This is a genomic window from Actinomadura rugatobispora (genome assembly GCF_042656285.1).
In the GTDB taxonomy this organism is placed as follows: Bacteria; Actinomycetota; Actinomycetes; order Streptosporangiales; family Streptosporangiaceae; genus Spirillospora; species Spirillospora rugatobispora.
This window is the reverse complement of the sequence record NZ_JBHSON010000071.1, coordinates 1-17,679: the sequence shown is the minus strand read 5'-3', so window position 1 is coordinate 17,679 and position 17,679 is coordinate 1. Positions and strand designations below refer to the sequence as shown.

At 73.4% G+C, this 17,679-nt stretch carries 11 protein-coding genes; 4 read left to right on the top strand and 7 right to left on the bottom strand.

Going from position 1 to position 17,679, the window contains the following annotated elements; all coding sequences use genetic code 11:
• Nucleotides 1-20: 20 nt before the first annotated feature.
• Nucleotides 21-3,455 carry a DUF4132 domain-containing protein gene (locus ACFPZN_RS38425; RefSeq protein ID WP_378287452.1) on the bottom strand — a complete coding sequence of 1,145 codons (3,435 nt, stop codon included), beginning with the start codon at nucleotides 3,453-3,455 and terminating at the stop codon, nucleotides 21-23.
• Nucleotides 3,452-6,802 (bottom strand): DUF4132 domain-containing protein, encoded by a 3,351-nt coding sequence (locus ACFPZN_RS38420; RefSeq protein ID WP_378287450.1) that lies wholly within the window; start codon nucleotides 6,800-6,802, stop codon nucleotides 3,452-3,454. Before ACFPZN_RS38420 ends, ACFPZN_RS38425 begins: the two co-directional genes overlap by 4 nt.
• A 148-nt stretch (nucleotides 6,803-6,950) precedes the next feature.
• Here ACFPZN_RS38420 and ACFPZN_RS38415 point away from each other — a divergent pair, with 148 nt between their 5' ends.
• Nucleotides 6,951-7,376 carry a hypothetical protein gene (locus ACFPZN_RS38415; protein WP_378287449.1) on the top strand — a complete coding sequence of 142 codons (426 nt, stop codon included), beginning with the start codon at nucleotides 6,951-6,953 and terminating at the stop codon, nucleotides 7,374-7,376.
• Between the two features lie 12 nt (nucleotides 7,377-7,388).
• Here ACFPZN_RS38415 and ACFPZN_RS38410 read toward each other — a convergent pair whose 3' ends face one another.
• Nucleotides 7,389-10,757, bottom strand: coding sequence for a DUF4132 domain-containing protein (locus ACFPZN_RS38410; RefSeq protein WP_378287447.1), 3,369 nt, complete (start codon nucleotides 10,755-10,757; stop codon nucleotides 7,389-7,391).
• Between the two features lie 143 nt (nucleotides 10,758-10,900).
• Between ACFPZN_RS38410 and ACFPZN_RS38405 the strand changes: the two genes are divergently transcribed.
• Nucleotides 10,901-11,293, top strand: a complete 393-nt coding sequence (locus tag ACFPZN_RS38405) for an acyl-CoA thioesterase (RefSeq protein ID WP_378287446.1) — start codon at nucleotides 10,901-10,903, stop codon at nucleotides 11,291-11,293.
• Nucleotides 11,294-11,310: 17 nt separating this feature from the next.
• On the opposite strand, the gene ACFPZN_RS38400 is transcribed toward ACFPZN_RS38405, so the two are convergent.
• A complete protein-coding gene (locus ACFPZN_RS38400) occupies nucleotides 11,311-12,489 on the bottom strand; it encodes an amidohydrolase family protein (protein WP_378287445.1) in 1,179 nt (392 codons plus the stop codon).
• Between the two features lie 103 nt (nucleotides 12,490-12,592).
• On the opposite strand from ACFPZN_RS38400, the gene ACFPZN_RS38395 reads away from it, so the two are divergent.
• Nucleotides 12,593-14,095, top strand: coding sequence for a type I glutamate--ammonia ligase (locus tag ACFPZN_RS38395; protein WP_378287444.1), 1,503 nt, complete (start codon nucleotides 12,593-12,595; stop codon nucleotides 14,093-14,095).
• A gap of 13 nt (nucleotides 14,096-14,108) precedes the next feature.
• On the opposite strand, the gene ACFPZN_RS38390 is transcribed toward ACFPZN_RS38395, so the two are convergent.
• Both ACFPZN_RS38390 and ACFPZN_RS38385 read right to left on the bottom strand, forming a co-directional pair.
• Nucleotides 14,109-15,629 (bottom strand): Nramp family divalent metal transporter, encoded by a 1,521-nt coding sequence (locus ACFPZN_RS38390; protein ID WP_378287443.1) that lies wholly within the window; start codon nucleotides 15,627-15,629, stop codon nucleotides 14,109-14,111.
• A 118-nt stretch (nucleotides 15,630-15,747) separates the two neighbouring features.
• A complete protein-coding gene (locus ACFPZN_RS38385) occupies nucleotides 15,748-15,951 on the bottom strand; it encodes a hypothetical protein (protein ID WP_378287442.1) in 204 nt (67 codons plus the stop codon).
• Between the two features lie 66 nt (nucleotides 15,952-16,017).
• On the opposite strand from ACFPZN_RS38385, the gene ACFPZN_RS38380 reads away from it, so the two are divergent.
• Nucleotides 16,018-16,557, top strand: coding sequence for a CGNR zinc finger domain-containing protein (locus ACFPZN_RS38380; protein ID WP_378287441.1), 540 nt, complete (start codon nucleotides 16,018-16,020; stop codon nucleotides 16,555-16,557).
• Between the two features lie 165 nt (nucleotides 16,558-16,722).
• Here the strand turns inward: ACFPZN_RS38380 and ACFPZN_RS38375 are convergent.
• Nucleotides 16,723-17,679 (bottom strand): M14 family zinc carboxypeptidase (locus tag ACFPZN_RS38375; RefSeq protein WP_378287440.1); only part of this gene is annotated, 957 nt, incomplete at its 5' end.

Sequence of the window (17,679 nt, the reverse complement as noted above, 5' to 3'; positions counted from 1 at the left end):
GCAAGGGGGTTAGAGCGGGTTCAGAGCGCGGCGGCGGACAGCCATGTGAGGTCGGCCACGACCTCCGAGGCCGCCACCGGGTCCAGCCCCCCGAAAGTGTGGCGCCGGGCGCCGCGGTAGAAGTCGGTGGGGTGGTCGTTGAGCCAGACGTACCGGAGGGTCTGCTCGCCGCTGCCCTCGACCCAGCCGACGCTGATGCCCGGATCCAGGTCGATCACCACGTGCAGCCCGCCGGGGACCGGGCGGGAGATCCACCGCTCGCCGCCCGCGTCGAGCGGCTCCCCGCGCGACCAGCCGCGCCGGACCAGGCCCAGCACCGTGTGCACCGGGACGCGGACGCCCTCGAACCGCTCCAGCCGGCCCGCCGCGCGCTCCTCGGCGGTCAGCGTGTACGCCTCGCGGCCCAGCTGCGGGAACGGCTGGGTGATCTCGTAGTCGGCGAACACCTCCGACCAGGCCGCCACGTCCCCGCCCAGGTCGAGCGGGTGGGCGATGCCGATCGAGGCCCCGGCGGGGAGCGCGGCCGCGTCGTCGGAGACGTCGGCGAACGTGCGGTCCTCGGCGATCCGGAACGCGAACGCCGCGCCCTCCTCCGCGCCCTCCCCGGGCTCGGCGATCCAGACCAGCCGGCGGGCGATGTGCCAGACGAGGGGATGCCCGGCGAAGAGGGTCCGGAACTCCTCGGGCGTCCAGCGGCGCCGCGCGACCATGGCCGACTCCAGCCGGGAGACCTGGTCGGCGGCGACCGTCCGCACGTCCTTCTTCAGGCCCGCGAACCGCTTGTACGCGGCGGACGCCAGTTCCTCATCGTCCTTGGTGCCCGGTTTGGGCAGGGCCTTGCGGCGCTTGCCGTCCTCGTCGGTCACGTACGGCTTGAGCACTTCGTCGAACCCGACGACGAAACGGCGCGGCCCGTAGTCGAGCGTGAGGCCGCCGTCGGCGTCCAGCCCGAAATCGGGCACCAGCCGGTCGGCCAGTTCCTCGGCCCCCAGGCCCAGCCCGGCCGCCACTTCGGCGATCTTCTCCTGCGCCCTCCCCTTCAGCGCCTTGAACTTCACCTTCTGCGCGATCCCGTGCAGGTGCAGCAGGGCGGTGTCGGTGCCGATGGCGGCGAGCACGTCCAGCCCTTTCACCGCCTTGTGGTGGCCGCCGTCGCCCGGCCACGCGCGGATCACGGGGGTCAGGCGGCGCACCGTGTCGTCGTCGCCGAGCCAGGCCGGCTGCTCCAGCGCCCAGCCGTCCTTGGACGGCGCGCCGCGCAGCTCCCATTCCTGGAACAGCGCCCAGGAGAACTCGGCCAGCGACGCCGGGTCGCACGCCTCGCGGACGACGTCGACGCCCGCGTACACCTCGCCGAGCCTGGACATCGCCAGCATCGTGACCAGGTGGCCGGTCGCCGCGGCCGGCAGGGCGCGGTCGCGGCCGCGCAGCAGCACCTGCGGCAGCCTGCCCGGGTCGGCCCAGTCGACGGGCTTGGGCCTGGCGACCGGAAGGCGGTCCAGCGGGTCGGTGGCCAGCAGTGCCGCGACCGCGGCGGCGGCCGGGTCGCCGTGCTCGCGCGCCGCGGACTCGACCGCCTCGGCCCCGGCGCGGGCGGCGACCAGCAGCAGCGCGCCCTCCGCCTGCCGCCGCGCCGGGCCCGCCTTGCCGAGCGCGGCGGGCACCAGCAGCCGCGCCGCGTCCGTCCCGTGCCGCTCGAAGTAGGCCATCGCCGTCTGGCGGGCCGACTTGACCCTGGCCAGCCAGTCGGCCATCAGCGTCGCGACCTCGGCGGACAGGTAGGGCAGCAGGAGCCTGCCGCAACTGCCCGGGGTCTGCCGCCCGGCCCGCATCGCCAGCGGGAGCGCGTCCACCTCGTACCGGGCCACGACCGTCCGCATCCACGCGACGTCGTCGGCGTCCCAGTAGAAGCCCTCCCATTCGGCCAGCAGGGGCCGGGCCAGGTCCTCGGGGCCGTCCGCGATCAGCCGGACCGCGTCGTAGGCGCCCCGCTTCTCGGCGTAGCGCTTGGCGATCTCGGCCCAACGGGACTCGGGAACGCCGGGCGTGGACCAGCGCGACGGAACCCGCACCGCCCAGGCGTCCCGCTCCCCTTCGGCCCAGCGCACGCTCCGCTCCCCCGGGACGGGCCGGCCCGCCACGACGACCGGCTTGGCCGCCTTGCGGGTGCGCGTCCACGGCGGCTCGACCAGCAGGGGAGGCAGCGCGTCGGCGGACGCGTCCGGCACCCGCGCCGCCGCCCCGGCGAGCGACGCGATCAGCGCGCGGCTCTCCTCCGGCAGCTCCGGTGCCACGGCGGCGGCCGGCTCCGGATGCGCGACCAGATGCCCCGCCAGCAGATCCCGCGCGACGGAGGCGGACCGGGGACCGCCCGGGGACCGGTGGCCGGCGGCGGCCGCGGACAGCAGCCGGACCGCCCGCGCCGGGAACCGGTCCATCGCCTCCAGCAGCGCGGCCCGGGCGTACTTCCCCTGCTCCTCCTGGTCGAGCCGGTCGATCAGCGCCTGGAACGGCTCGTCGCCCGGCAGCAGCGTGACGACCTCCAGCAGCCGCTTGCGGTGGGCGCTGTCGATGCACCCGTGGTCGAGGGACCACTGGAGGACGGGCAGGGCATCGGTGCCCAGGCCGTCCAGCAGCGTCGCCAGCAGGCCGAGGCTGCAGTCGCCCCACCTCAGGATCGTCCGGCCGCCCAGCGTCCGCACGTGCTCCGCCGTGCCGATCGTGTGGAGCAGCGTGATGTTGAGACCGTTGCGCCCGTACGTGGTGTGCGGCTCGGCGCAGCACTCGTCCACCCAGTCGTACCGGGTCGGGACCAGGTACGACACCGCGAGCCGCCGCCCGACCGAGTCGCGCAGGCCCGCCAGCCGGTCGATCGCCTCCCGGTACTCGGCGTCGCCCGCGACGGCCAGCAGGCCCCGGACGCGCCGGGCGCTCTCTCGCACGTCCTCCCGGAAGACCGTGCCCTCCGCGCGGCGGGCGCCGATCCAGGTACCGATCCAGGGGCCGTCGGGGCCCTTCCGGTCGACCTGGACCGAGGTGAGCTCCACGACGGCGCACGCGGCGAACGCCGGCCCGTGCCCCACCACCCAGGAGTCGACGAACGTCCTGAACACCTCGGGATGGCCGATGCCGGTGCCGTGCCGGCCGATCTCCATCCCCGTGACCAGCGCCGCGACGGCGGCGCCCGCCGGGTCGGGGTCGCCCTCAAGGTGCCGCCGCGCCCGGCCGGCCAGGTCCGGATCGCCGTGCTCGCCCGCCAGCGCCTCGAACGCGGTCCCGGCCTGCTCGATCCACGCCCGGACCTTCTTCGGCGCCCCCTTGGCGACCTTCACCTGCGGGCCGGGGCCGCCGCCGCGCCGGGGGTGCAGGTGGCGCCGCCAGCCGTCCGGGAAGTGCGGCGCGTCCTCGCCGGCCGGCCGGTACGTGTGCTGCTGCGCGGTGCTCGCGGCGGTCATCGGCCGGCCCCCTCGGTGGCGGTGAGTTCGGTCAGGTCGTCGAGCACCTCGGCCGCCATCACCGGGTCCAGCTCGCCGAAGGTGTACGGGGTCCCCCTCCCGCGGTGGTAGTCCGCCGGACGGTTCCCGATCCAGACGTGCTCCAGGGTCTGCGGGCCGCTGGCCTCGACGTTGCCGACGCTGATCCCGTACTTCAGGTCGATGATCACGTACCGGTCGGGGGCGACCCTGCGGGAGATCCACCGCTCGCCGCCCGCGTCCAGCGGTACGCCCCGGTCCCAGCCGCGGTGGACCAGGCCCAGCACCGCGCCCACCGGAACCGTGTACCCCTCGAAGCGGGTCAGCCGCCCGGACGCCCGCTCCTCCCCGGTGAGCGCGAGGACGCTCCTGCCCAGCTGCCTGAACGGCTGCACGATCTCGTAGTCGGCCAGGACGTCCGCCCACGCCGCGCGCTCCCGCTCGTCCATGTGGAGAGGGTGCGGGATGCCGATCCGGCACGCCTCGGGCAGGGTCAGGACGTCGTCGTCGAGGTCGGCGAACGTGCGGTCCTCGGCGATCCGGAACGTCACGGCCGTCTCGGCCGGACCCGTCTCCTCCGCGGTGCTCTCGGCGACCCAGACCAGGCGGCGGGCGATGTGCCACATCAGCGGGTGTTCGACGAAGAGGCCGCGGAACTCCGCGAGCGTCCAGCGCCGCCCCGCGACCACGGCCGCCTCCAGCCGGGAGACCTGGTCGGCGGCGACCGTCCGGACGTCCTTCTTCAGCTCCCCGAACCGCTTGTACGCGGCGGACGCCAATTCCTCGTCATCCTTGACCCCCGGCTTGGGCAGGGCCTTGCGGCGCTTGCCGTCCTCGTCGGTCACGTACGGCTTGATGTGCTCGTCGAAGCCCACCACGAAGCGGCGCGGGCCGTAGTCGAGGGTGAGGCTGCCGTCTGCGTCCAGCCCGAAATCGGGCACCAGCCGGTCGGCGAGCTGCTCGGGCCCCAGGCCCAGCCCGGCCGCCACCTCGGCGATCTTCTCCTGCGCCCGCGCCTTCAGCGCCTTGAACTTGACCCGCTGCGCGATCCCGTGCAGGTGCAGCAGCGCGGTGTCGGTGCCGATCGCGGCGAGGACGTCCAGCCCGGCGACGGCGCGGTGATGACCGGACTCGCCCGGCCAGGCCCGGATGAGGGGGGTGAGGCGGCGCACCGTGTCGTCGTCGCCGAGAAGGCCGAGCTGCTGCATCGCCCACGCGTGCTCCGGCGGCATGTCCGCCGACCGCCACCCCTCGAACAGCGCCCACCCGAACTCGGCCAGCGACGCCGCGTCGCACAGGTCCCGGACGGTCTCCACGCCCGGATGCACCTCGTCCGGACGGGACGCCGCCAGCATGGTCAGCAGGTGGCCGGTCGCGTCCGGCGGCAGGGCGCTCTCCCGCCCGCGCAGCAGGATCCGCGGCGGCAGGTGCGCGCCCGCCCACACGGGGGGCCGCGGCCGGTCCGCGGACAACACGGCATCCGGGTCGACCGCCAGCAGCGCCGCCACGACCTCCGCGGCATGGCCGCCGTGCGTGCGCGCGGCCGACACGACCGCCTCCGCGCCGTGCGCGGACGCCACCAGCCGCAGCGCCGTCTCCGCGTCCAGGCGTCCGGGCCCCGGCTTGCCGACCGCGGCCGGGACGAGCATCGGCACGGCGTCCACGCCATGGCGCCCGAACCATTCCCGTGCCACCCCGCGCGTGATCTTGCGACGCCTGTTCCACTCGGCCATCAGCCGGGCCACGGCGGCGTCCAGGAAGGGCAGCAGCAGCCCGCCGTTGCCCACGGAGTTCTCCCGCGCGATGGCCAGCAGCACCGGGAGCGCGTCGACCTCGAACCGCGCCGCGACCGGCCTGATCCACTCGTGCGCTTCCCAGGAGTTGTACGGCGACCAGTCCGCCAGCAGCGGCCGGACCTTCTCCTCGGGGGCCCGGAGGACCACCGCGAGCGTCTCCTCGGGGAAGGCCGGCCCCCGCCCGAAGACCTCCCCCAACCGGCTGTCCCAGTCGGTCGCGTCGTCGGCCTCGCCGGGCGACCCCGGAGTGGAGGCCCACCGCTCCCGCTCGCCCTCCGCCCAGCGGACGGTGCGCTCCCCCGGCGCCGACAGGCCCTTGATCACGACCGGCGCCGCCTCCGGCTCCCGGTGGGACCACGGCGGATCCACCAGCAGTCCGGGCAGCGCCTCCGCGGGCGCGTCCTCGACCTGCGCGTCGGCGGCGGTCAGCGCCCCGGCGACCTCGCGGACGTCGGCGGGAAGCCCGGGCGGGAGCTCGGGGAACAGCCGCAGGTGCGTGGTCAGCAGGTCGGCGACCTGCGGCGAGTCCTCGGCCGACCGCGCCAGCACGTGGATCGCCCGCACCGGGAACCGCCGGGCGGCGGCGAGCAGCGGCACCCGCACGCCCTGCTGCCCGAGCCGGTCGGCCAAGGCCGCGAAGGACTCGTCGGACGGCAGCGCCGCGAGGGCGTCCAGCGCGGCGGCGCGCTGGACGTCCTCGTCCGCGGTGCGCGCCAGCAGGGGGACGGCCCGCGTTCCGGCGCCCTCGGCCAGGGTCCAGATGACGTCGTCCGCGTCGCCCGCCCACCTCGGCGGCAACCGGTCGCCGAGCGCGTCGAGGTCGGCCGCGGTCGCCGAGCAGAGCAGCAGCCGCAGGCCCTCCACGCCGGTCAGCCCCGGTGGCGCGGCCACGCACTCCTCCACCCAGTCGCGCCGGGACGGCATCAGGTAGGCGGCCATCAGGCGGCGCCGGGGACTCGACCCGAACTCCTCCAGGGCGGCCTCCGCCTCCCCGTACGCGGTGTCGTCGGCGGCGGCCAGGAACGTCCGCACCCGGCGGCCGACCTGCCGCTCCATCAGCTCCCACGGATGCTGCAGACCCGCCTCCAGGCGCCGCACCGAGAGCGGCCGCCCGTTGTAGTTCTCGAGGCCGACCGTCAGGTCGCACAGCTCCGCGAAGGCGCGGGCGGCGAACGCGACGCCGTGCGCGGCGATCCACCCGTCCACGAACTGGTGGGCGCTGCGCGGATCGGGCATGGACCAGCGATTCCACGTGACCGTCAGCCCGGCGACCACGGCCGCGCCCAGCGGGCCGGCCGTGCCGTCCAGGTGCGCGCGGGCCCCCTCGGCCAGGACCGGGTCCGTCTTCTTCCCGGACAGCGCCCGCTCGATGCGGGGCGCGGCCTCCGCGACCTTGGCCGCCAGCCGCTTCGTCACCGACCCCGAGACCTTGGGCGCGGGCACCGGCACGCCGCCCCGCCTCGGATGCAGCAGGGGCAGCCAGGCGTCCGGGATCACCAGCGCGTTCTCGTCGTGGAGGAGACGATCTTCCATGTCGCCCCACCGTAGAGGAGGTCTCCGACAAACCGCCGGAACTTCACGAAGGCTCCATCAAGCCGCTCATGGACGCCCCGCGGGTGTCCGACCGGCGCGCCAACATCCCCCGATCACCGAGTCCGGCCCCCTGGAAGAGGACGAAGCGATGGGCGTGTCGATCTACTACAGCGCGTACCGCGACAGCGGGCTCACCGACGAGGAGCGTCGACTCGTCGAGGACATCGCGGACGAGGAGACCCGGGAGCTCCTGGCCGAGATCCGCAAGCGGCTCCCGGCATGGAAGGAGCGCGGGGCCGTCCCCGGCGACGTCGAGAGCCCCGGCGAGATCTGCGAGGGCCTGCCCGTCTTCCCGGCCGACGACTCCGACGACCCGCGCGAGCTGTTCTGGGGCTCCAGCAAGATCTCGCACGGCGAGTGCGAGATGGAGGTCATGACCATGCAGCTGGAGCACTACACGCAGTTCTCCCTGGGCAGGCTGCGCCAAGCCGTACCCGGCGCCGAATGGCACGTGCACATCGACGGCACCGAGCTCACCTGGGAGGAGGAGTACGGCGAGTACGCCCTCCACTGACCCCCGGACGGTTCAGGCGGGGGCCGAGGCCGCCAGCGCGGTCAGATCGGCGAGGAGTTCGGAGGCGTCGACGGGATCGAGCCCGGTGACGGCGCTCCCACTGGTCTCCCCCCAGTTCCAGCGGCCGTACGGGCTGGCGCCGACCTCGATCTGATCGATCGTCTGCTCGGGGAAGGCGTCGGGCTCGCCGACGACGATGCCCGGGTTCAGCCAGAGGGTGGCGTGGCGGCCGGAGCCGAGCGGGCGCGTCATCCACGACGCGATGCCGGCGTCCTCCGGCTCGCCGCGTTCCCAGCCCGACCGCTGCAGCCCCAGCAGCGCACCGACCGGGACCTTGATCCCCTGGAAGCGGGCCAGCCCGTCTTCGGGCAGGGTGTGGACGGCCCGGCCGAGCTGCGGGAACGGCTGCACGATCTCGTAGTCGGCGAAGACCTCGGCCCAGGCGGTGCGGGCCTCGCCCAGGAGCACCGGGTGCGGGAGCCGGATCTCGGCGGAGGCGGGCAGGGTGAGGGTGTCGTCGTGCAGATCGGCGAAGGTGCGGTCTTCGGCGATGCGGAACAGGGTGGTGGCACCGTCGTGCTCGGCGGACCACACCAGCCGCCGGACGATGTGCCACACCAGCGGGTGTCCCACGAACAGCTCGGTGAACTCGAGGAGGGGCCACCAGCGGCCCATCACCATGGCCGACTCCAGGCGGCGGATCTGGTCGGCGGCGACCGTCCGCACGTCCTTCTTCAGGTCCGCGAACCGCTTGTACGCGGCGGGGGCCAGGTCGCCGTGGTCCTTGGCGCCGGGCTTGGGCAGGGCCTTGCGGCGCTTGCCGTCACCGTCGACGACGTACGGCTTGAGCTGCTCGTCGAACCCCACGGCGAAACGGCGCGGGCCGTAGTCGAGCGTCATGCCGCCGCCGGCGTCCAGCCCGAAATCGGGCACCAGCCGGTCGGCGAGCTGCTCGGGGGTCAGCTCCAGCCGCTCCGCGACCTGCCGGATCATCTCCTGGGCGCGGGTTCTGAGCCCCTTGAACCTCACCTTCTGCGCGATGCCGTGCAGGTGCATCAGGGCGACGTCGGTGCCGATGGCGGCGAGCACGTCCAGGCCCTTCACGGCCTTGGAGTGCCCGCCCTCGCCCGGCCAGGCGCGGACGACGGGGGTGAGGCGGCGCACCGTCCCGTCGTCGCCGAGCCAGGCGAGCTGGTCCAGCGCCCAGCCGTCCTTGGACGGCGAGTCGTGGATCTGCCAGCGGCGGAACACCGCCCAGGAGAACTCGGCCAGCGACTCCGGGTCGCACGCGTCCCGGACGATCCCGACGCCCGGGTAGACGCCGTCGGGCCTGGACATCGCCAGCATCGTGAGCAGGTGGGCGGTCGCCTCGGCCGGCAGGGCGCGGTCGCGGCCGCGCAGCAGCACCTGCGGGAGGACGAGCGGGTCGGCCCAGTCGGGAAGCCCCGGCATCCGGGCCGGGAGGACGTCCAGGGGGTCGGAGGCCAGCAGGGCCGCGATCGCCTCGCCGGCCTGGTCGCCGTACCGGCGGGCGACCTCGACGACCTCGTCGGCCCCGTGCCCTGTAGCGAGGTGTCCGGCGGCGAGGTGGCGCAGCGCGCCCTCGGCGTTGGCGCGGGCGGGACCGGGCGCGCCGAGCGCGTCCGGGACGAGCATCATCGCGGCCTCCGTTCCGTGCCGCGCGAACCAGGCCAGGGCGTGCTTGCGGGCGGTCTTGAGCCGGACCAGCCAGCGCGCCTGCAGCACCGCCACCTCGGGGGCGAGGAAGGGCAGCAGGACACCGCCGGACTCGGCCGGGCCGGACTCGGCGACGGCGACCGCGAGGGGCAGGGCGTCGAGCCCGAAGCGCGCCACGATCGGACGGATCCAGTACTGCGCGTACCACATGTCCGCCGGCTTCCAGATCTCCAGCAGCGGACGGACCAGCGGCTTGGGACCGGTGGCGATCAGGCCGGCCTGGGCGTACCCGCCGATCCCGCCGAACTTGGCCACCAGGACCGGCCACGGGTCGGTGAAGCGCCAGGGCTCGCCCGGCCCGTCGGCCCAGCGCTCGGACTCGCCGACGGCCCAGGACACCGAGCGCAGGTCGGGCGGCGCCAGGCCCGCGACGACGACGGGCTTGGCGGCCTTGCGGCGGCGGGCCCAGGGCGGGGAGACCAGCACCGGCGGCAGCGCCTCCGCGGGCGCCTCGGGGAGCCGCGCGGTGGCCTCCGCGATCGACTGCAGCGTCCGGCGGGCCTTGTCGGGGAGTCCGGGCAGCACCTCGGCCACCAGGTCCTGGTGGGCGGCGACATGCCCGCGCAGCAGGTCAGCGGCGAGCACGGCGGCCTTGCCCGTGCCGTCGGCCGCCACCGCCAGCATCCGCATCCCGCGCCGGGGGAAGCGGTGGGCGGCCGCGGCCACGGCGGCCTGGCCGTAGGGCGCGTCGATCCGCTCGATAAGGACCCGGAACGCCTCGTCGGACGGCACCAGCCCGAGCGTCTGGAGGAGCAGCTTGACCACGGCGGCACCGAGGTCGGCGTGGTCCAGGGTCTGCACCAGGTGCGGGACGATCGCCGGGCCCACCCCGTCGAGAATGGTGGCGAGGAGGTCGATCTCGACCTCGGCCGGCCCGAACACCGCTCCGGGCGCCCGCCCGGACGCCGGCCCGGTGCCGAGCAGCCCGGCCTGGGCGGGCGAACCCAGCGCGCACCACAGCAGCCACCAGGCGTTGTGCCAGCCGTCCTGCGGCGCGTTCGCGCAGGCCTCCTCCACCCAGTCGAGCCGGTCCGGTACGAGGTAGGACACCATGGCCTGCTGGAGCGGGGCGTCCCGATGGTCGGCCAGGCGCTTGACGGTCTCCTCGTACTCGTCGTCGCCCGCGACCGCGAGCAGGGCGCGCACCTTGCGGACGACGCGCCGGCACTGCCAGAGCCGGGACGAGCTCTCCTGCGGCCCCAGGAACGCGACGGCCTTGAGGTCGACGTTCTGGCCGCGGAAACCCCAGCTGTCATAGGTGAACGACAGGCGGCTCAGCTCGGCCAGGGCGCACGCGGCGAAGGGCAGCCCGTGCCCGGTGACCCAGGAGTCGACGAACCGCTCGAACAGCTCGGCGTAGTCTTCGCGCTCGCGCCCCACCAGGATGGCGGCGAGCGCCGCCGCGCCGAGCGCGCTCGGGTCGCCGTCCAGCTGGCGGCGGGCGGCCTCCACCACCTCGGGCGTGCTGTCGGGAGAACCCAGCGCCGCGCTGATCGTGCCGCGCGCCTTGGGAGCACCGCTGAACGAGGCGAGCGCGGCGGGGGCGGCGGCGTCCACCGCGACCGCCGGAACGGGCGCACCGCCGCGTCGCGGGTGCAGTCTGGGCGACCAGGCGGAGGGAAGCTCCAGGGTCTCCTCGCTCATATCGCCCAACGGTAGAGGAGACCTCCGACAGATCACCGACGTTCCGAAACGTCCGCGATCGCGGGCCATGGTCGGACTTACTAGAGTCTGACCTGTTCCAACGGCCGGCCGACGACCGGCGAAACGACGAACAGGCGGGGCGCATGGGCTTCACGCACCAGATCCGGGTCCGCTACGGCGACTGCGACATGCAGGGCGTGGTGTTCAACCCCAACTACTTCAACTACCTCGACGACACCATGGACGCGTGGCTGGGCACGGTCCTGGAGGGCGACTACCTGCTGCGGGACTTCGACTACATGGTCAAGAAGGCCGGCATCGAGTGGGAGTCCTCCGCCAGGTACCGCGACGTGGTGGAGTTGAGGCCCGAGGTCACGCGGTGGGGGCGGTCGTCGTTCGACGTGCGGGTGCGCCTGTCGGTGAAGGATCGGCCGATCGGCGTGGCCGAGTTCGTCTTCATCAGCATCAAGCCGGGTGAGCATGAGACGCCCACGCCTGTGCCCGTGCCGGAGAAGGTCCGGGCCGCGCTGAGCTGACTCGCGTTCGCCGCCCCTTACGGCGGCCCGGTCGTGCCTGTGCCGTCGTCGGGCTTGTCGTCGAATTCGTAGACGCGCCGGGCGTTCTCCGAGGTGATGAGGCGTGCGACGCGCGCAGCGTCCGAACGCGTCCACGCCCCCTCCTCAACGCCCTCGCCCAGGATTCGTCCCAGTCCGCGCCTGAACAGCAGTGCGCCCAGGTAGTAGTGCTCGGCCAGGCCGAACGCGTCGGAGGCGTACAGCACCTTCCCGAACGGCGCGAGTTCCAGGAGCTCGGCCAGGATGGCGGGCGCGCGATGGCCGAGGTTGTGCGTGGCCAGGCTGACGTCCACGAAGACGTTCTGGAAGACCTGGGCGAGATACCCGGCGTGGCGCTGGTACGGGTAGTTGTGCAGCAGCAGGACGGGTACGCCGGTCGGCTCCAGTGCCCGCAGCAGCGGGGTCATCCGCACCGGATCCACCCGGTGCAGGTCGACGTCCGAGTCGCCGTACCCGACATGGAACTGGATGGGGAGCCCGCTGTCGGCCGCGCACCAGACCAGGAAGCGGTGCAGCGTCTCGTCGGCGAGGCGTGGCCGACCGCTGCCTCCCGCCAGCGCGCGCTCGGCCTGCCGGTAGAGGCGCTCCGCCGCCGCCTTGACGTCGGCCCCCGACGGTCGTTCGCCCGAGAGTTCCAGCCCTACGCGGTAGGCGGCTATGGACTTGGCCCCCACCGCGTGCCCGGCGCGCTCCGCGATACGGCCGCGCACGTCCTCGGCGAAGGCGTACGCGCTGACCCCGTCCGCGATCGTCCTTTCCGCCAGGTCCTCCAGGCGTACGACCTCATGCGCCCTGGCCCCCGCCAGCAGCGCCAGTTCAGCGGGTTCCAGCAGCGGCTCGGGCGTGTAGCCGGTGTCGACGCACAACTCCTCCAGGCCGGAGGCGCTCAGGAAGCGGCGGTTCACCTCGGCGGCACCGAGCGACGCGCGACGCGCCAGGTACTCGCCGGGAGGGGCATGGGGTTCCAGGTCCAGGATGGGCGCGCACCAGCGCCGCAGCGCGAACCCGATCTGGGAGTCGAAGAGGCTGCCTCCGCGCGGCGGCGGCTCGGCGGCCTCGGTCAGGAAGCGTTCGAAATCCTCGGGGCCGAGATCCCTGGGCAGCACCCCGTGGCAGTGGTGGTCGACCAGGCGCAGCGGCTCGAGTTCCGGAAACATGTTCCCGACCATGGGCTCCCCTTACGTGCACCGGGACCTCGGTGTTCCTACGATGCCGTTTACCGCCAGGCCGTCACCGTAATCCCCGGTTGGGAGCGTCATCGTGGAAGAAAACGACCAAGCCGCCCATGGCGCGCCCCCGGCCGGGCGTTCGGAGGCGGACGGGCCGTCGCATGCGGGCGGGCCTCCGGAAGCGGGCTGGGGCCTGCGCCTGGACGACCGCGAGCGGTCGCGGCGCGGCGAGCGGGCCGCCACGATCGCCGCCGAACTCTCCGTCAAGAACATTGCGGCGGTCGCCCTCACCTGGGTGGACACCAGCGGGATCACCAGAACCAAGGCCGTTCCGGTGCGGCGCCTGGAGGAGGCCGCGACGTGGGGCGTCGGCATGTCGCCGGTGTTCGACACGTTCCTGCTGGACGACTCCATCGTCAGGGGCCGGTACGCGGGCGGACCCGTCGGGGACCTGCGCCTCCACCCCGTCCTCGAACGCCTCGTACCGATGGCCGGGATGCCCGGATGGGCGTGGGCGCCCGCCGAGCGCTTCACCCAGGAGGAGGGCACGGAACACCTCCTCGACGCCAGGAGAGTGCTGCGCCAGGAGGTCGCACGGCTGGCCGCCGAGGGCTGGTCGGTGCGTACCGCGTTCGAGGTGGAATGGGCTCTGTCGGAGGGGGACGGGGAGGACTTCACCCCCGCGTGCAACGGCCCCGCCTACGGAATGACGCGGATCGCCGAGCTTTCCGACTACCTCCGCGATCTGCTGCGCGCGCTTGAGGCGAGCAAGGTCACCGTTGCGCAGATCCATCCCGAGTACGCGGCGGGCCAGCTGGAGCTGTCGGTGGTCCCGGAGGACCCGATCGGCGCGGCCGACACCCTCGTCCTGGTACGGGAGACGATCCGGTCGGTGTCCTTCCACCACGACATGGTCGCCTCGTTCTCCCCCAAGGTCCTCGCCGACGGGGTGGGCAACGGCGGGCACGTCCACATGAGCCTCTGGCGGAACGACCCCGCGGAGGGACCCGTCAACGCGATGTCGGGTGGAGAGGGCCCGTACGGCATGACCGAGGCGGCCGAGGCGTTCAGCGCCGGGATCCTGGAACGGCTCCCCGCCCTCCTGGCCGTCGGGTCGCCGTCCGTGGCGAGCTACCTCCGCCTCATCCCGTCCCACTGGGCGGGCGCGTTCGCCTGCTGGGGCCTGGAGAACCGTGAGGCCGCGCTGCGGTTCGTCACCGGCCCCGCCGGGGTCCGCGCCACGGCCGCCAACCTGGAGGTCAAGTGCTTCGACGGCGCGGCCAACCCCTACCTGGCCCTGGCCGCACTGCTGGCCGCCGGACGTGCCGGGATCCAGAGCGAGGCCGCCCTGCCCGAGCCCGTCGACGACGACCCGGTCTCTCTGAGCGAGGCCGAACGCGACGCGCGCGGGATCACGCCGCTGCCGTCCTCGCTCGAGGAGTCCCTCGAAGCCTTCGAGAACGACCCGGTGCTGCGGCAGGCGTTCGGCGACGAGCTCGTCGACACCGTCGGGACGGTGCGGCGCGGCGAGATCGGGCTGTTCGACGGCGCGTCCCCCGAGGAGATCGCCACCGCCACCCGCTGGCGCCACTGACACCGCGGCGGACTCAGAAGGTGATGAGCGGATCGCCGATGAAGTCGGCGACGAAGTTGACGAAGAAGAAGCCGAAGAACAGGAAGTTCAGCAGCAGGATCACGTGATGCCACAGCCGCGGGCGGGCCGGGCGCGGCAGCCTGGAGTTCAGGTACATCAGCATGAACGGGTAGATCAGCGCGCCCAGGTTGGACATGTTCGCCGACCACTGCACCAGGCTGATCGGCAGCGCGAAGTGCAGGATCACCCCGATGACCACCAGCAGCACGAGCATGAACGGGTAGTAGAACCGGCGCGGGTCCCCCTCCAGCAGCCCGCGCAGCCGCGGGCTGGTGGCGTGCGCGGCGTCGGTGGTCACCCGCACCATCGCCTCGAAGATGCCGAGCTGGGTGGTGAACAGGATCAGCACGCCCAGCACCAGCGCGATGTAGAACAGCCAGCGGCCGTACTCGGCGTCCAGGGCGGCGGCCACGAACGTCGGCACGTTCTCCTGCGTCGGCCTGGTCCCCGACAGCTCGACCGCGCGGGCCATCAGGATCGTCGGCAGCAGCATGCCCAGCATCGCTCCGGCGAAGAAGATCCCCCACATGTCGGTGAGCAGCAGCCGGTACCAGCGCCGCCACATCGCCCTGTTCCTGGGGTCGTCCCGGAAGGTGACGCCACTGGCGAGCAGCCGCACGCGCTCGCCCCGCATGCCGGAGATGAACCCGGTGCGGTGGCCCATCCCGTAGCCCTTGTCCCGGTAGTGGCCCATCACGTACCAGTTGAGCCCGGAGGCCAGCGCCGTGAACCCGACCAGCCCGCCGAGCTGGGTGGCGGTGATGCCCTCGGGCGGCGCGGCGGGCGTCACGAAGCCCCTGATGCCCTCCCACCACAGCCCGAACGGCACGACGAACAGGCAGATCAGGACCAGCCCGATGAGGATCGCCCCGATCATGATCCAGTTGGCGAGCTCCAGCGCCCGGGAGATCCGGCGCGCCCCCGCGGCGATGAGGAACACCACCGCCAGCAGCGCGATCGCCCAGAGCCGCGGCTCCTCGGCGCCGTCGGGCGCGATCTCGCCATGGACGAGCGCGTACAGCCCCTGTCCCGCCGACGCCGCCCAGCCGCCGACGATGAACGAGAAGATGACGATGAACACCGACAGCGGCACCCACAGGATCCAGCCCGGCGGCACCCGGCCCCAGCCGACCACGGGCGCCTCGCCGGTCGCCAGCACGTACCGCGAGCACTCGATGTTGTAGAGCGTCTGCAGGAGCGCCGACACCACGATGATCCAGCCGACGCCCTCGAAGCCGAACTGGCCGACCGCCTGCGGCCCGAGCAGCCACTCGCCGCTGCCGATGGAGATCCCGAGCGCGATCATGCTCGGGCCGAGCGCGTACTTGAACAGCTCCCGCGGCCCGATCCGGCGGACGCCGAACACCTCCTCCGGCGAGGGGAGGTCGGTGATGGGCAGGTCAGGACGGCTGACGCCGATGCGGTGGGTCGCGGCGGATTCCTGGGGAGCGGGGTCGGAGGTGGGATCGGCCATGGGACGCCTCCCGGTGAGCAGGCCCCCGACTTCCTCGGCTGCCTGCATGATCCGTCAGGGAGTCGTGCGCGGCAAGGGCCCGGGGACGCCGATTCTCCGAGATTCGCCCGCGCGGGGCTCAGCGCCCCCCGTCGCGCCGTTCAGCCCCGCAGACGACCGTCCCGGGGTCGAACGACTGGAAACGCATCTGGACCGCCCCGCACGCGCAGCGGGTGTAGGTCACCACGCCCTCGGAGGTCAGATGCCTCGACAGCACCTCGTAGACATCGGACTGGGGCCAACCGCAGCGCGGGCACTCGTCCACCGTGCATCCCGTCTTCACTGGCCGTATGTAAGGGTTATAACTAAAATGTCGTTTACAGCATGACAGACAGCGGGAGCCGAGGCAATGCAGATCACCGGGTACAAGAGTCACGGCGTGGCCGCCTCGGTCGCTCTGGTGAACGCCGCCACGAGCGCGGACGGCGACGACTCGGAGGAGGCGCTGCGCGACCTGCTGCGCGAGCACGGCTTCTTCTGGCACCAGTTCGAGCCCCGGCACGCCGAGTCGTTCCGGGAGTGGGGCCGCACGCTGCGGCGGTTCTTCGAGGCCACCGAGCTCACCACGGCCGTCGACCTGCTCAACCGGCTGCTGCTGCAGATCCCGATGCATCCGCACCTGGCGGACCACGACGACCCGGTGGGCCTGCACATGCACTACGCGCCGCCGTCGGCGGACCTGCCGCACCGTTTCAGGGCCACCACGCTCATGAACCTGTCGGAGCTGGTGTGCAAGCACGGGCTGAGCCGTACGGGAGTGTGCGCGGCCGAGGGCTGCGACCGCGTCTACGCCGACACCTCCCGCGCAGGACGACGCCGCTTCTGCTCGGAGTCATGCGCCAACCGCACCAACGTAGCCGCCTTCCGAGCCCGCCAACGAGAAACCTGACCCCCGAACACCCCCCGACACCCGGAGACGGGGCCTCGGTCAGGCGGCGGCGCGGTGGTCGGGCACACGTCGTGGACGCGCGGCCGAGCGGCCGTCATGTCTGTGCCCTATGAGGTCGTGGGCATGGGCGGGGGTGGCCGTCCATGCCCACGACCAGGCGGGTCGTCAGTCGGTGCCGGCGTGGCGGGTGGCGGAGGCGTCGGGCAGTTCGGGGCCTCGGGGTGGGATCGCGTCGGCACGGGACGGGTCGATGCCGTCCAGTGCGCCGTTCGCGGCCGCCCGCGCGAGATCGACCATCGAGACGTAGGCGGTGCGGATCTGGAAGTTCTGCCGGTCGGGCGGCAGGTCGCTCAGTTCCACCAGCAGCGAGGCGCTCCCGCGCAGGCCGTAGGCGTTCCGGGCGATCCCCTGGTACGAGCCGCCCGGGTACTGGGAGACCACCGCGCCCGCCCGCGTGAACGCGTCGTGCACCCGCACCCCGACCTGCTTGGACGTCGTGAGCGCGCCGGCCGGAACGCCCTCGGCGGTCGGCCACTGGATGGACGTGGTGATCTCCCGGCCGTCCGGCGGCGGGAAGGCGTACCGGCCCTGCATGTGGTAGTCGACCACGATCGAGGGGCGGAACGCGGCGTACTGGCGCTGGATGGCCGCGGCTTCGGGCACCGGGTTGTCCTCGGGGCGCACCGCAGGATCGTGGTAGCGGTTCATGTCGTAGCCCTTGCCCGGTTCGCCGTACTCGGGTTGCGCGTCGGGATCGTAGTTGTAGCGCCACTGGTGGTGGTGGCCGTCCGGGTTGGCGCGGACGAGCACGCCCAGCGTGATCTTCGACCGGAGCTCGCGGGAGGCGCGGTCGTTCTTCAGCCCGAGGGTGCGCAGGGCCATCAGGGCGGACTCGGTCCCGAGGGGCTCGTCGCCGTGCTGCTGCGTCACGTACAGCAGGCGCTGGGGTCCGGTGCCGAGCGTGGCGAACCAGAGCGGGCGCCCCTGGTTGGACGTGCCGATGCTGCGGACGCGCACCCGGCCGTGGCCGGCGCGTTCGATGCGCTTGAGCTCGCGTGCGAGCTCGGCGTTGCTGTGCAGGCGCGCGCCGCCGCCCTTCCCGGTCGCTTCGGCGGCGGCGGG

What these genes read in the sequence shown, in the direction of transcription:
- ACFPZN_RS38425 (WP_378287452.1), bottom strand. Translation starts at nt 3,455, where the DNA reads ATGACCGCCGCGAGCACCGCGCAGCAGCACACGTACCGGCCGGCCGGC.
- ACFPZN_RS38420 (WP_378287450.1), bottom strand. Translation starts at nt 6,802, where the DNA reads ATGGAAGATCGTCTCCTCCACGACGAGAACGCGCTGGTGATCCCGGAC.
- ACFPZN_RS38415 (WP_378287449.1), top strand. Translation starts at nt 6,951, where the DNA reads ATGGGCGTGTCGATCTACTACAGCGCGTACCGCGACAGCGGGCTCACC.
- ACFPZN_RS38410 (WP_378287447.1), bottom strand. Translation starts at nt 10,757, where the DNA reads ATGAGCGAGGAGACCCTGGAGCTTCCCTCCGCCTGGTCGCCCAGACTG.
- ACFPZN_RS38405 (WP_378287446.1), top strand. Translation starts at nt 10,901, where the DNA reads ATGGGCTTCACGCACCAGATCCGGGTCCGCTACGGCGACTGCGACATG.
- ACFPZN_RS38400 (WP_378287445.1), bottom strand. Translation starts at nt 12,489, where the DNA reads ATGTTTCCGGAACTCGAGCCGCTGCGCCTGGTCGACCACCACTGCCAC.
- ACFPZN_RS38390 (WP_378287443.1), bottom strand. Translation starts at nt 15,629, where the DNA reads ATGGCCGATCCCACCTCCGACCCCGCTCCCCAGGAATCCGCCGCGACC.
- ACFPZN_RS38380 (WP_378287441.1), top strand. Translation starts at nt 16,018, where the DNA reads ATGCAGATCACCGGGTACAAGAGTCACGGCGTGGCCGCCTCGGTCGCT.